Genomic DNA, 15168 nt, shown 5'->3' on the forward strand with positions numbered 1-15168 from the left:
CGGACGCCGAACCCACATGGAGCAACCTATATAAACACATCTTGTGCCTGAACACCATTCTGAGTGAAATCGATGACTTCAAAGACGAGAAAGGCGACGGCTACCGACGAATCAAAGGAGAATCACACTTTCTCCGGGCGGGATACTACTTCTTCCTGACAAACATTTACGCTAAACCCTACTCGAAAGCCACGGCAAACCGGGAGCTGGGCATACCCTTGAAACTAACGGCAAAAATCGAAGACCGCAACTTCACCCGCAACACCCTGCAAGAATGTTACGACCAAATGATCTCCGACTTACAAAACGCAACGGTGTGCTTGAAAGGCATCGACCAACCCACCACCTTCCGGGCATCGGCAGAAGCCGCACACCTTCTACTAAGCCGCCTATACCTCTACATGGGCGAATGGGACAAATGCGTAGAACATTGCGACTCCGTAATGAAAAAAACAAAATATCACCTTCTCGACTACAACACCGTGACCGCGGGCAAAGCGCTATCCGCCACGTCACCGGAAACCATATTCACGAATGGTGGAAACTCCTACGGTGGTTCCAACGAATTATATATGTACATGTACCGTAGTTTTTTCCGGGTACGGGACGAATTCTTAAAACTATATGCGCAGGGAGATTTACGCAACAAACTATTCTTCAAATCGGGTAATTTCGGGGGAGCCCGTTACAACTACCCGAACAAACAAGCCTCCTCTGCCGGGGGTGAATATTCCGATACCTTCGGGCTCCGGCTATCCGAAGCTTACCTAAACAAAGCCGAAGCCTTAGCCATCCTTGGCAAAGAAGCAGAAGCCATCGAATTGCTCAAAGCCTTGCGAGCAAAACGATTCGCGGACAAGAACGGTGGTGAAATCACTCAAAGCGGCGAAGACCTTGTAAACTTCATCCGCACCGAACGCCGTCTGGAATTCACCTTTGAAGGACATCGCTGGTTTGACCTGCGACGTTATGCCGTCAGTCCAAAATACCCTTCCGAAACAAGCATCCGCCACCCCTACTACGAGGATGGCTCCGCCGTCACCTTGAGCGATATGGTACTGGGCAAATACTCGGAAGAACCTTCCGGATGGACTCTCCTGATCCCGGAAGACGAAATCACCGAAAACCAAGGAGCCCTGCTCCAAAACGAAGGACGCAAAGACCGACAACCGGAAAGTAAAGAATAACACCCTAAAAAACACCATAATATGAAAAACAATATATTACTAAATATCCTTTTGGCAAGCCTACTTTTCTGCGGATGTGCAAGCGATGACGGCAAATTAGCCCCCACGTACGCCGATATCGACTGGTTCGCCATACAGCCCAGTGACGACCCTCTAGACGGATTGCGTTACGATATTTACAAGAACAACAGGATATCCGTCTACTACAACGACACCATCGGTTCTCAATACAGGGGTATGTCCGGATACGGCGATTCAGTCATCCATTACGAGATATTGGACTTATGCTACACGATAGAAGAAAACAACCAGACCGTCGAATACATGTTGTCGACAGACCGGGACAAACTCTACGACGCCGTCAGATTCATCCAGCAAAAAGTAATCCCCGACATCCCGGCAGTAGCCTATCCTAAAAGTTTCCTACTCGTCAAGGAACTGATATTAAACACGACCTCTTCCACCACCATGAGAACAGGGAAAACATGGACGGCAATGATGACCACCGCCGTTGGCAACGTTGAAGACATACAAGGAATGACCACGGAGGAACAGAATGATTTCGCTGCCGAAATCACGGGAGCAACCTGTGGGGCTTACCTGTACAGCAACCCGACGGAACAAGTCGAAAACTTCTACGCCCTCTCCGAGAAACTCGCGGAATGGGCAGACCCGGAAGCCGGGCATACCATATACAACTGCGTCCTTGACAATTACTATAAAGACCCTAGAGATGCCCATCCGGCATTCGACATCTGGTACGGGTTCGGCTTCCTCGCTCCCAACCCGGACGGCAGATACGCCGACGTCGACGAATACACCACCCCGACAAAAGCGCAAGACCTTGCCGCCTACCTCAAAGCCACACTCCTGTACGGGGACGACCTTGACCTATTCCGCGAGAACATGAAAAAAGAGATGAATGAAATCATCCCCGACTTCCTTGAAGAAAACCTTGACAAAAACGATCTGAAAGATCTCACGGAACAAGAATTTCAGGAACTCGTGGACGAATACGCAGAATACTACATGGAAATCCTGCTCGACAAATACCGAAATGCACTACTATTCGCGAATGAACTGAAAACCATGACAAAAAAATAATTCGGAAAACCTTAAAATTCGACGAACATGAAAAAGTTAATATATCTACTCTTGACCCTATGCCTCGGTAGCGTGATTGCCTGCAACGATGACAAAGAAGAAACACTGGACTTATCGGCGACAACCGTCACGCTCGAGGCAAGCGGAGAACCGCAAAAAGTGGAAGTGTTCACGGACAACCCCCAATGGCGAATCGTCGCTTCCAAAAACTCATGGATAACAACAGACCGTGACAGTTGCTACGTGATCGTGGGAGCCGAACCCAACCCCACCAAATCAGAACGGACGGAACGAGTGATCGTCGTTTCACGCAAAACCCCGGGCTTCCTCATGGTCACCCAAAAAGCCAGCATGCGGGCAATCGGCGACCCGTACCCGGATGCCACCCATCCCATCGGCATCGTCTACAAAGTCACCCACGGGGGAGAACACGGTCTGATCATGTCCCTCGATATGTTTGAAGGAGAATGGGGCGTACCGGATGTTCTTGAAAAAGTGCAATCGGAAACCGACGGCAAGAACAACACGCTCACCGTCATCCACAACCACAAAGACGCCCCCGACTTTGCCGAAAAATACCCGATTTTCCACTGGATATACAACACCAAAAACAGCAACAACCCCGACGGGGAATGGTACCTGCCCTCCTACCAAGAATTACAGGAACTTTATTTCGCCGCCACCGGGTGCAAACAACTTGCCGGTACACACAACATCACGTGGCGGAACCAATTCGACGCCATGGTAAAAGCCGTCGGCGGAACACCCTTCGTCTATGACAACAATATGCACCTGTGGGCATCTTCCGAAATGACCGCACAAAATGCCTATCAGGTACTCTTTAAAACAAACGAAAAAAGTATGCCCTACACCTCCAAAACGACCAAACGGTGGGTGAGAGCGATCCGAGCCTTTTAAATAACCACTCAATAAAAACAAAATGTTAACTTTAAAAACTGGATGTATGAAAAAATTGTATGTACTCATCCTGGCACTAGCCCTTCTTGTGCCATGTAGCCTAGCGTATGGAGGAGAAAAAAAGAGAAAGGACAAAAAGAAAACCACTCAAACAGACTCCATAAAAAAGAAAGTCAGCAAATACGACAAACTCCTCAAAAAACCGGGTTGCCAAACCGCGAAAGGAAATTTCATCACCTTACACAAACTCGGGGGAAAAGTCTACTTTGAATTCCCGTTAAAATACATGACACGGGAGATGCTGATCGCCTCCACCCCGGCGGAATCCAGTGAACCCACGGTATGCCCCATCGGGTACAAGGGACGGGACCCCATGCACGTGAAATTCGTCCTTGAGGACAGCCTCGTCTACCTGCAACGCGTGACCAGCTCGGTAACGTACGACGAATCCGACCCGAACCTGACCCGGGCAGTCAAAAGCAGTTTCAAAGACGTGTACATCAAAAAATACCCCGTTCTGGCATACAATCCGGACAGCACGGCTGTAGTTTTCGACATGACCTCCCTGTTCATGACCAATGAGCCCGAACTTTCCCCCATCATCACGCAACTGGGTCCCTTGTCCGTCGTTTCCAACATGAAATCAGACCTGTCCTCGTTAGGTAGCATCAAGGCATTCGACGACAACGTGACCATAGAATCCAATTTGTCGTTCAGCTACGTACTGCGCTACCTGTTCTTCTCCGGCGGCGGCGGCGACGTATCCGCCCGGGTAGTACGCACCGTACTGCTATTGCCGGAAGACAAAATGAAAGCCCGCGTATCCGACTCCCGCGTAGGTATCTTCCTCACCATGAAACAACACATCTCCACCGAGGAAGACAAAATCAACTTTTACAGCATAGCCAACCGCTGGCGGCTCGAACCAAAAGACATGAACGCATGGGAACGGGGCGAACTGGTAGAACCGAAGAAACCAATCGTGTACTACATCGACAATGCCTTCCCGCAATTGTGGCAAGCCCCCATAAAAGAGGGTGTACTCCGGTGGAACAAGGCATTCGAGAAAATCGGATTCAAAAACGCCGTGCAAGTCCGGGACTTCCCGAAAGACGACCCCGACTTTGATCCGGACAACCTGAAATATTCCTGTATCCGCTACGTCCCGCTCAGCATCGAGAACGCAATGGGTCCCTCGTGGGTTGATCCCACGACCGGGGAAATCATCAACGCATCGGTCATCGTCTACAACGACATCATCAAACTAATCAACAATTGGCGTTTCGTGCAAACGGCACACATCGATCCCTCCGTCCGTGCCAAAAAAATGCCGGACGACATCGTGAAGGAATCCATCGCCTATGTCATCGCCCACGAGGTAGGACACACCCTCGGGTTAATGCACAACATGTCCGCATCCAACGCCTACCCCGTTGATTCATTACGTTCCGCCTCCTTCACCCAAAAATACGGTACCACACCGTCGATCATGGATTACGCCAGATTCAACTACGTGGCACAACCGGCTGACACGGGTGTAAGGTTAACCCCTCCCGACTTGGGCGTGTACGATGAATTCGCCATCAAATGGTTATATTCCCCCATCTCCGGTAACCTAACCTCCGCCGAAGAAGCCAAAATTCTCGAAAAATGGGTGGACGAAAAAGCCGGAGACCCCCGTTTCCGTTATGGCAAACAACAAATCCTAAGCCGTTACGACCCGACTGCCATCGAGGAAGACCTCGGCGATGATCCGATCAAGGCAGGCGAATACGGGATCAAAAACCTGAAATACATCTTCGCCAACCTGAACGACTGGATTCAAAACGACGAAACCACCCTGCACCGGCAGGAACTGTACGGAGAACTAGCCAGCCAATACTTCCGCTACCTCCGCAATGTGATGTACAACGTGGGCGGCATACGCATGACCGCGGTGAAAGAAGGCACACCGGGCAAACGTTTCGAAGCCCTGCCCAAAACACTGCAAAAACGCTCCATCACTTGGGTATTGAACCAACTCCGGGACTGCGAATGGTTGGACAATCAAGCAAACGCCCCACAAGCAAGCCTTTCTCTGAAAATGTCCTCCCGTGTCGTTTCCGGTATGGCAGAAACCATATTTGAAACACTATCCAACAAGGTACAAGTGGCAGCCCAACTGTCTGACGATCCTTACACGATACAAGACTACTACGATGACTTATACACCGGTATCTGGAAAAACACCATCGACAACAAGAAGCTGACCGCGAATGACCGGATGCTGCAACGCTTCGCCATGCTGGTACTCGTGAAAGGAGCTACCCGAATCATCGAAGGCAAAACTCCGCTTTTCAACGCCTATGCCCCCTCGCTGGACGAAATCATTGACTACCGCCTTGACCCATCCGGTATTACCCAACGGTACTACAAAGAGTTGAAAGAAATCGAAAAAGAGAAAGGACAAGCAGCCATCGCCGAACGATTGGAACAAAACTTCGATTACGGCTACAAGTGGCAAAAGAAACTGGAAATCGAAAGCATTGACGAATCCGAAGGCTGCTACATAACCATGCTCAATAAAGTAAAAACTTTACTGGAAAATCGAATCGCCACTGCCAACAAAGTAGATAAAGCACACTATCAAGCGATCCTGTTTAAAATAAAAGCCTTGAACAAATAATCGGGCAAAACGGATTGTTTCATCCATAAAGGCTGATCGAAAAATAAAATTCGGTCAGCCTTTATCCACCGGTTCCCACACGCACACCGAATCCGATGTGTCTTTCCCGTCGGCTCTTCCCGCGAAAACGTAAACAAAAAGCCCGTCCGCTTCCGCCTGATTAGGGAACTCCATGCTCGCGACAAACGTTTTACCCCGCGTTCCCAACTCCTGCAATCGACAACGCCGTTTTGGCACAAAAAGGATTACCCCGTACACCTTGTCATCCGCGAAACAATCCACCGACTCCACGGGCATCCCCTCGTGGGTAAAAACGACCTTCCGGTTTTCCGCGTCCACCTCGACACCGACCACGGGGGTGACCAACTGTCCCGCCGCCACGCGCAATTTACGGTAATCAATCGTTCCCGTGAATTCCTTCTCTGCCTTTTTACGATTGCTCACCGGTTTTCCCGGGTCAATTTTCTCCACGGTAACCGCACTCGCCACGTTCGCCCCGGTAAAACCGTTAAACCCCTTGGCGTAACCGTTTCCCCCGGGGAATCCCACCCGGATTATATTCATTAACCACTGCTTTCTCCCCGCGACCGTCCCAAACGCCATAGACTGCCGTTTCTGAGGTTCGCCACCGGATTTGCGTTTTAACGACGCGCTTCTGCAACAATTTTTCCCGTCGGGTCTCACGTAACCTATCACGTTCCCGTATTTTCCTCGAATCTTTCCTACCGGATTTACAAATTCTGCCATAGATACTTCATTTTATTTTTCCTACCCACAAATATACAAAAATTAATCCACAATTAACCCTATACAAGGGGAATACATAAATTATTTCAATTTTATTTTCGAATCAATACGGTATCACTATCGTAAGAAACGCTGTAGATTCCCTGTAGGTTCGCTGTAGCAACGCTGTACATGTACAGCGTTGCTACAGCGAACTTATTGTATATTTACAATATTTTTTGTACTATTGCACCGGAATTGATAGCTTATTAATACTTAATTCATTTATGTTATGGATAGAACATCACCTATACTTCTTGCAATGCTTGCCAACGGACCGGTCCGGGTGGATGGGGTAACCTTCTTTCTTCAAGGCGGACAAGTGAGAACCTGCAAAACCAAGCGAGGACCCAAGAAAACAAGAACGGAAGGCGAGGAGCAATCCTCGAATCGCTTTACCGAAGTTCGCAAGATGTGGCGAGTGTACCGCCGTGCCATCGGGGGACTTCCGATATGGAGTGTATGGGCAAGACAAACAGGAGCACCCAAGAGCGACACGTTATTCCATACCGTCAACGGGAGCTGCTTCCGCCCGGGCGAGGGCGTGTGGGCGTTTCCCACCTTCCGCTTCTCGATGGGAACACTGGATGCCCCGGTCATCACGTGTGCCGAACGCAACGGCTGGACAGTAACCCTGCGGTGGGAGAACGATGTCGATTGCCCGAAAGCAAATGCAGCAGATCAGGTGTATCTCGGGTATTTCTACGGCACGCTACCCCGTTCCCCGCAATTCATCACCTGCATCAATGCACACCGGGGCGATGGCGAGGTTACCGTCGAAATTCCCCCGGCAAAACAACCGGATGGAACACCTTTACACCTGTATTTATTTTTCGGTAATGAAAACCCGAATCGCTTTTCACCGAGCGAATACGTGGGAGTTTGACACAACTAAAATAAAGCAGGAAATAAATAAAATCGAACAAACTCAAGTAAACATATATAAAGATATTTCGATATAGCTGATTCCAAGCAATTCATTACGATAATAAATAAATACGGTAATCTATCCCTATTACCGTCAGAGGGAAATACCCTTTAATTATCTATTATTAAACCTTCGTTTAATGCTATTTTACGATATTATCATTGTGTATTAAGCGCTTTCATGGAAATTCTTCATTACCAGTTAAAAAAAATATATTGATTTCGATTCGAAAGGATATTTTTTTTATTATTTTTGATACCATTAAACGAACGTTTTGTGCTATGAGTGTTTCAATCACATATGGAGATATTAAGAATGGGGATATCAAGGCATTTGAAGCTCTTTTTCAAGAGTTTTATCCTTCTATGTGTATTGTCGCCATGAAAATTATCACAGATCAAAGTGCCGCGGAAGATATTGTGCAAGAGGCATTCATAAAACTTTGGGAAAAACGTAGCGCATACAATGACATCCCGAGTTTGAAAACATTTCTTTATGTAGCGGTCAAAAATCTATGTTTCAATTACATTCGAGATAAAAAAATAACCGTGGATTACACCTCTCCCGAAGTCGAAAACCAAGAAGCCGTTTTTAAAGACCTCGTGATCGAGGAAGAAGCCTACCGAATCATAGATGATGCCGTGAATGCCCTCCCCCCGCAAAGTGCACGAATAGTTAAAATGTATTTAGACGGGAAACAAAATAAAGAGATCGCTGAAATATTAGGCATTTCTGTAAACTCCGTCAAGACACTAAAATATAACGCATTAGATTCACTAAAAACTTTATTAAAAGATTATTTCTATGTTCTTTTGCTATTTCTTGCAGAAAAATAATTCTAAAAGAAATGTCAAAATAAAGTGAAAAACGCACCCCCTATTCATCCTTTTCGAATTTAGCTGTGTTCTGCAAATAGAAATATAAATCAGAAACACAATAAAAATTTATGGAAGAAGCAGTAGTAAAAGTCGAACATCTCTCGCACCGTTATAGTGTGCAATGGGCGATAAAAGACATCAATTTCGAAATCAAGCAGAAGGGGACTCTCGGCCTGTTAGGTTCCAACGGGGCGGGGAAATCCACAACGATGAATATCATCTGCGGGGTTCTCAATCAAACAGAGGGCGAAGTATATATTAACGGTATCAGTCTTCGCGAGCATCCGGTAGAAGCTAAAAAACACATCGGCTTTCTTCCACAAAAGCCCCCGCTATACCCGGATCTGACTGTTGACGAATATCTCACGCACTGCGCACTGATGCGCCTCGTGGACAAAAGACAGGTTAAAGCAGCAGTGGATAAAGCAAAAGCTCGTTGTGGAATCACTCATTTCAGCAGACGATTAATTAAAAATCTATCCGGAGGGTACCAACAACGGGTAGGAATAGCCCAAGCCATCGTACACAATCCGAAATTCGTGATTCTCGATGAACCGACAAACGGGCTAGACCCGAACCAAATCATTGAAGTCCGCCATTTGATCAAGGAAATTGCCGAAGATCACTCCGTCATGCTTTCCACTCATATTCTACCCGAGGTGCAAGCTACTTGTGACACGATAGAAATGATCGAAAAGGGACGAGTTGTTTTTTCCGGCACCATTGGGGATTTCAATAATTACATGGAACCCAACACGTTTATCGTTTCCATGACAACACCCCCTTCTATAGAAACTCTATCCGCTATTCCCGGGATCACGCACGTGGAACATATCACGGATACCCGTTTCCGCATGCGCTTTTCTTCAGGTCAAGAGATCACGAAAAAAATGATCGAATTGAGCGTTGCCAATGAATGGCACCTTCACGAGATTATATTGGAAAGGGATTCTTTAGACGCGGTTTTCGCACAATTATCCGGAAAAAATATTTTAATATAAAAGATAATCATCTAACATGAAAACAATATTCAGATTAGCGAAGACGGAACTTCGCATCTTATTCTGTTCGCCTGTATCTTGGCTGATCCTAGTTATTTTTGCCTTTCAGGCTGGATTGAATTTCAGTGAAAATTTCGGGGGACAATTAAAACGCCAAGCCTTGGAATACGGGCTGGGAGAAGTGACATTGAATACTTTTGCCGGATACACAGGATTGTTGGTTTCCATGCTTAAAAGCCTGTATCTCTATATTCCCTTGATCACCATGGGAATCATGAGTCGGGAATTAAGCAGCGGTTCTATCAAATTTCTATATTCTTCCCCGATAACGACAACACAGATTATTCTAGGAAAATACCTTTCCATGTTAATTTACGGGGCAATGCTCATGGGCATACTTCTGATTTATATCATTTTCGGATTTTTTACCATCGAGAACATGGATATCGCATTCGTTCTTACCGGATTGCAGGGACTCTATTTACTGACTTGCGCCTATGCCGCCATAGGGCTTTTCATGTCAAGCATCACGTCTTATCAAGTCGTGGCAGCGATGGGTACACTTGCAGTCCTTGCCGTTTTGAATTTTATCGGTGACGTGGGACAGGATATTTCTTTCGTGCGGGATATCACGTATTGGCTATCCATCTCGGGACGCGCTTATCAATTTCTTGGAGGAATGATTTGCAGTGAAGACGTACTATATTTCATTATCGTAATTTCTCTATTTATTATCTTATCTATCATGCGCTTGCAGGCTGCCCGCAAGAAAAGAAGCAAGGCTGTTACATTTGCCCGCTATTTCGCGGTTATCGCGTGCGCATTGATCATAGGGTATGTATCCTCTCTTCCGACAAGTAAATTTTATTATGACGCAACCGCTTTAAAGAAAAATACCCTGACTCCCGGCAGTCAGGAAGTTGTAAAAAATCTGGACGGGGGATTAACCATCACGACTTACATGAATATCCTCGACGCGAATTACGGTAGCGCACTCCCGAGCCAACTAAAAGAAGATTTCTCCCGTTTCGAACAGTATGTCCGTTTTAAACCGGAGATCAAAATGAAGTACGTCTATTATTACGCTCCATCGGTTCAACCTTCTTTCGATGGACGTTTCGAGGAGTTACAAGGGAAAGAGCGTGCCGAGCGTATCTGCAAGATCATGGAACTTGATTTTGACATGTTCCTATCGCAGGAGGAGATTGACAAGGCTATTGATCTCAAGTCGGAAGGTTACCGTTTCCTTCGCGTACTGGAACGGGAAAATGGTCAGAAAACCACTCTTCGTCTTTACAATGACATGATGAAGCACCCGTCGGAAACCGAGATCACTACAGCGTTGAAACGCTTCCTAGTCCCCGCCCCTAAAGTTGCTTTTCTCACGGGACACGGGGAACGTAACGTGAATAGTGCCGGCGACCGTTACTATTACACGTTCGCCCGAAGTATTTATTTCCGTCACTCCCTGATCAACCAAGGATTCGATGCCACGGAATTATCTATTAAAGACTCCGATATTCCAGAAGACATTAACATTCTGGTTATTGCCGATATGCGTAGCCCTCTTTCCGAAGAAGAAATGACAAGATTGGAACATTATATAGAACGGGGCGGTAATCTTTTCATCCTTGGGGAACCCCATCGTCAAGAAGCGATGAATCCCTTGCTCGCCCGATTCGGGATAGAACTCATGCCGGGAACCCTCGTGCAACGTAATCAAGATTACCTGCCATCCGTTGTCACCGCGAAACTAACGGATAATGCCGCCGCACAAAGTCCCCGGTACGCCCAACTCAAACGATGGGGAGCCTCAATCGTTATGCCGGATGCCTCTCCTTTACATTATAGCACGGACAAAGGATACACTGTAAAACCTATTGCCATGACGCTTAAGGAGAATAGTTGGAATGAACTGGAAACAACCGATTTTCTGGACGGGGAGTTATCCATTAACGAGGCTATCGGGGAAAAGGAACAGTCTTATCCTGTCATTCTCTCGCTTACCCGCCAAAGGGGAAACAAGGAACAACGCATCGTGGTCACGGGTGACGCCGATTGTATCAGCAACACGGAACTGATGAATAGCCGGAACGGAATTTTCGCCGTCAATTTCGACTTCATCAGCGAAACGTTCAAATGGCTGTCATACGGGGAATTCCCTATCGATACATCCCGCCCGGAAGCTATTGACAACAGGATTCTTGTCAGCCGGGCAGCAACTCCTTGGATTTCAGCATTCGCACTGGGCGCCATACCGTTTATATTGGCCTTCATTGGCTTTATGGTATGGTACAAGAGAAAGAAATTTTAATAGCTAAATTTTAAATTATAACACATGGAAGATTCAATAGTAAAGGTCGAGCATTTGTCTCACCGGTATCATATACAATGGGCTATAGAAGATATAAACTTTGAGATCAAAGAAAAAGGGGTGTTAGGATTGCTCGGTTCCAACGGTGCCGGGAAGTCCACCACAATGAATATTATATGCGGCGTGCTGAACCAGACCGAAGGGGAAGTTTACCTTAACGGCTACAACCTACGGACGAACCCGGTGGAAGCCAAAAGACATATCGGGTTCCTTCCCCAAAAACCGCCACTATACCCGGATATTACCGTGGAAGAATATCTGACTTATTGCGCACACCTTCGGCTAATGCCGACACATGAAATCCCGGCTGCCGTGGAACGTGCCATGAAACGGTGTGATATCACACATTTCCGCGAACGTATTATCAACAATCTGTCGGGAGGATATCAACAACGCGTGGGCATCGCACAAGCCATTGTCCATAATCCCCGTTTTGTTGTCCTTGATGAACCGACAAATGGTCTTGACCCGAACCAGATTGTAGAAATACGCCACTTGATAAAAGAGATTGCTACCGATCATGCCGTATTGTTATCGACACATATCTTGTCCGAGGTACAAGCTACTTGTAATAACATCAAAATGATTGAACAAGGTAAACTCGTATTTTCCGGCAGCATGGACGATTTTAACAATTACGTTGCCCCTTCCACGTTGTTAGTCAAATTCGACGCGGCTCCATCCGAACAAACTCTAGGAGCGATAGAAGGCGTTGCCCGAGTGGAAAAGCTTGATCCCCGCAGCTATCGCCTGCAATTCGACGCGTCAAAGGATATTAGCGAACATATCGTACAACTCAGTGTTACCAATAACTGGGAATTAGCCGAGATACAACTGGAACGCTTGGCTCTTGACACGATATTCGCTCAATTATCAGGAAAAAAAGTACAACAGTAAACGCAAATTCTATCTATGAAAACAATATTAAAGATAACCAAAAACGAACTGAGCACGCTATTTTATTCCCCGATAGCATGGCTTATTCTTATTATCTTCACTTTCCAGTCGGGAATGGCTTATGCCGAAGCATGGGGTGATGCATTACGTTCCCAAGCTTTAGGGTATACTGTTATCGGGGCAACCAGACGCCTCTTGCTCGGTTGGCAGGGAGCTATTTCCAGTATGCAAGAACATTTGTTCCTATACATTCCATTACTCACGATGGGGCTTATGAGCCAAGAGTATAACCGTGGTTCTATTAAATTATTGTACTCATCCCCGATCACAAACCGGCAAATCATTTTTGGGAAATATCTTTCCATGATCGTGTACGCCTTGATTCTAGTAGCCATATTATTCGTTTATTATGCCTTCACGGCTTTCACGATCAAGGATATTGATTCGTCGTTTGCCTTGACTGCTTTACTGGGAATATTCCTCATGATTTGTGCTTACGCGGCAATCGGGTTATTCATGTCTTCGCTCACGTCTTATCAGGTTGTTGCAGCCGTGGGGACTCTTGCCATACTTGCCGTACTCAACTATATCGGGAATGTCGGTCAGGAAATCCCATTCGTGAGGGATATCACATACTGGCTTTCCATCTCGGGGCGTGCAGACACATTCTTTAAAGGTCTTATTACCAGCGAAGATCTACTTTATTTCCTACTGGTAATTATTCTTTTCATTATATTTTCCATTTTACGTTTACAATCCGAAAGAACCAAACGTACCGCATCACAATCCGCACTTCGCTATGGAGGAATTATTGTCGTGACTCTTTTGATCGGTTATGTTTCATCCCGTCCCGCACTTCGCTGTTATTATGATGCAACCGAAATGAAAGATAACACTTTGACTCAAAACAGTCTGGACGTCATGGAACAACTGGATGGTCCCCTGACTATCACCTCTTATGTCAACATTCTTGACGAAGATTATTTCCGGGTATTGCCCCGTTATCACAATCAAGATATCGAACGGTTCGAGAAATATATACGCTTCAAACCGGAGATCAAGATGAAATACGTTTATTATTACGACAAAGTAGACAACCCGAGTCTTGATCAACGCTATCCCGGTTTAAGCGACGAACAACGTGCTCAAAAAATATGTGAAGCTCTTGATTGGAATATAGATCAAGTATTGAATCCCGAACAAATACGGCAAACAGAAGACCTGTCTGCCGAGTACAATAAATTCGTACGGGTGTTGGAACGAGGCAACGGACAAAAATCATACCTCCGCCTTTATGACGATAATATGCGCTTCCCCACGGAAACCGAGATCACTGCCGCTCTTAAACGCATGGTCGTAAAAGCGCCTTTGGTTGCCTTCGTTACCGGACACGGTGAGAGAAATATAAACGGGGGTGGTGACCGGGATTATTATGCATTCTCTCAGTATAAAGGATTCCGTAATTCACTTATTAATCAAGGTTTTGATATTACTACACTCGCTCTTGATACCCTAGATAGAATACCCGATGAAGTGGATATTCTCGTGATTTCAGATATCCGCACCCCACTTTCTTCCAAAGAACAGGGTATGATTGATGGTTATATCGCCGAAGGGCGTAATCTGATTATCGCCGGAGAACCTCGTCGCCAAAAACAAATGAACCCCACGTTAGCAAATTTTGGATTAAGCTTCATGCCGGGTATTCTCGTGCAGGAGAGCAAGGATTATCCGGCAGATTTGATTTTATCTTCCATCACTAAAGCCGCTGAAGATTTAAGCAAAAGATTCAGCGATGCGGCATATTTCGGTTACAAGATCACGATGCCTTCCACTGTCGGAATCAAGCAAATAGAAGAGAAAGGTTTCACGATAATTCCATTGATGACAACCGACTCCACAGGTTCATGGAGTGAACTGGAAACGACGAACTTCGTTGAAGATACGGCACGCATCAATCCTGCTATCGGAGAAATCGAACAGGCAAATGTAACCATGATGTATTTAACCCGCCAGATAAACGGCAAAAAACAAGGCATCATAGTTCTCGGGGACGCAGATTGCATCGGAAACGGTGAACTTACACGCCAACGAAACGGGATCGAATCCTCTAATTTCACGGTTGTCACGGAATCATTCCGTCTTCTCACGAACGGAGAATACCCGATAGATACCAACCGAAAACGTTCCTCCGACAATAAGGTTTACTTGAATGAAAAGTCCGGTGTCTGGTTAAAAATTCTCTTCATGGGTGTTTTCCCCGGCATCTTGACTTTCTTAAGCCTTGCATTGTGGTGGAGGCGCAGGAAAAAATAAATCTCTTTATTTCCCCGATTCTTCCTTGTACGGGAGAATCGGGGAAGTATAAAAAAAATTCCATTTTCTATCAAAAAAAATAATTTTTCATTCATCCTTTTGACCTTATCCCGT

At 46.2% G+C, this 15168-nt stretch carries 11 protein-coding genes; 10 read left to right on the top strand and 1 reads right to left on the bottom strand.

The annotated features are described in order from the left end of the window. The 4 genes from Q5866_RS10835 to Q5866_RS10850 form a co-directional block, all read left to right on the top strand. The coding region (locus Q5866_RS10835) for a RagB/SusD family nutrient uptake outer membrane protein (protein ID WP_303180218.1) at positions 1 to 1187 on the top strand (1187 nt) is incomplete at its 5' end. A gap of 21 nt (positions 1188 to 1208) precedes the next feature. After that, the gene (locus Q5866_RS10840; protein WP_099290689.1) at positions 1209 to 2291 is read left to right on the top strand and encodes a hypothetical protein; all 1083 of its coding nucleotides are present in this window, start codon (positions 1209 to 1211) and stop codon (positions 2289 to 2291) included. A gap of 27 nt (positions 2292 to 2318) precedes the next feature. Continuing rightward, positions 2319 to 3209: a BACON domain-containing protein gene (locus tag Q5866_RS10845; RefSeq protein ID WP_303180220.1), complete on the top strand. Its 891-nt coding sequence runs from the start codon at positions 2319 to 2321 to the stop codon at positions 3207 to 3209. A 46-nt stretch (positions 3210 to 3255) separates the two neighbouring features. Further along, positions 3256 to 5874 carry a zinc-dependent metalloprotease gene (locus Q5866_RS10850; protein WP_303180222.1) on the top strand — a complete coding sequence of 873 codons (2619 nt, stop codon included), beginning with the start codon at positions 3256 to 3258 and terminating at the stop codon, positions 5872 to 5874. A gap of 54 nt (positions 5875 to 5928) precedes the next feature. Here Q5866_RS10850 and Q5866_RS10855 read toward each other — a convergent pair whose 3' ends face one another. Further along, complete coding sequence (locus Q5866_RS10855; RefSeq protein WP_303180223.1) at positions 5929 to 6621, bottom strand: hypothetical protein; 693 nt, start codon at positions 6619 to 6621, stop codon at positions 5929 to 5931. 271 nt (positions 6622 to 6892) lie between these two features. Between Q5866_RS10855 and Q5866_RS10860 the strand changes: the two genes are divergently transcribed. The 6 genes from Q5866_RS10860 (at position 6893) to Q5866_RS10885 (ending at position 15054) form a co-directional block, all read left to right on the top strand. Then, positions 6893 to 7546 carry a hypothetical protein gene (locus Q5866_RS10860; RefSeq protein ID WP_227217495.1) on the top strand — a complete coding sequence of 218 codons (654 nt, stop codon included), beginning with the start codon at positions 6893 to 6895 and terminating at the stop codon, positions 7544 to 7546. Positions 7547 to 7803: 257 nt separating this feature from the next. After that, positions 7804 to 8424 (top strand): RNA polymerase sigma factor, encoded by a 621-nt coding sequence (locus tag Q5866_RS10865; RefSeq protein ID WP_255469553.1) that lies wholly within the window; start codon positions 7804 to 7806, stop codon positions 8422 to 8424. 110 nt (positions 8425 to 8534) lie between these two features. Further along, the gene (locus Q5866_RS10870) at positions 8535 to 9467 is read left to right on the top strand and encodes an ABC transporter ATP-binding protein (RefSeq protein WP_099290694.1); all 933 of its coding nucleotides are present in this window, start codon (positions 8535 to 8537) and stop codon (positions 9465 to 9467) included. A 16-nt stretch (positions 9468 to 9483) separates the two neighbouring features. After that, positions 9484 to 11781 (top strand): Gldg family protein, encoded by a 2298-nt coding sequence (locus tag Q5866_RS10875; RefSeq protein WP_303180226.1) that lies wholly within the window; start codon positions 9484 to 9486, stop codon positions 11779 to 11781. Between the two features lie 24 nt (positions 11782 to 11805). Beyond that, entirely contained in the window at positions 11806 to 12738 is a 933-nt protein-coding gene (locus Q5866_RS10880) for an ABC transporter ATP-binding protein (protein ID WP_303180228.1), read from the top strand. Between the two features lie 15 nt (positions 12739 to 12753). Then, a complete protein-coding gene (locus Q5866_RS10885) occupies positions 12754 to 15054 on the top strand; it encodes a Gldg family protein (RefSeq protein WP_303180229.1) in 2301 nt (766 codons plus the stop codon). Positions 15055 to 15168 lie beyond the last annotated feature (114 nt).

It is taken from the genome of uncultured Butyricimonas sp. (assembly GCF_959596855.1).
Classification (GTDB): domain Bacteria; phylum Bacteroidota; class Bacteroidia; order Bacteroidales; family Marinifilaceae; genus Butyricimonas; species Butyricimonas muris.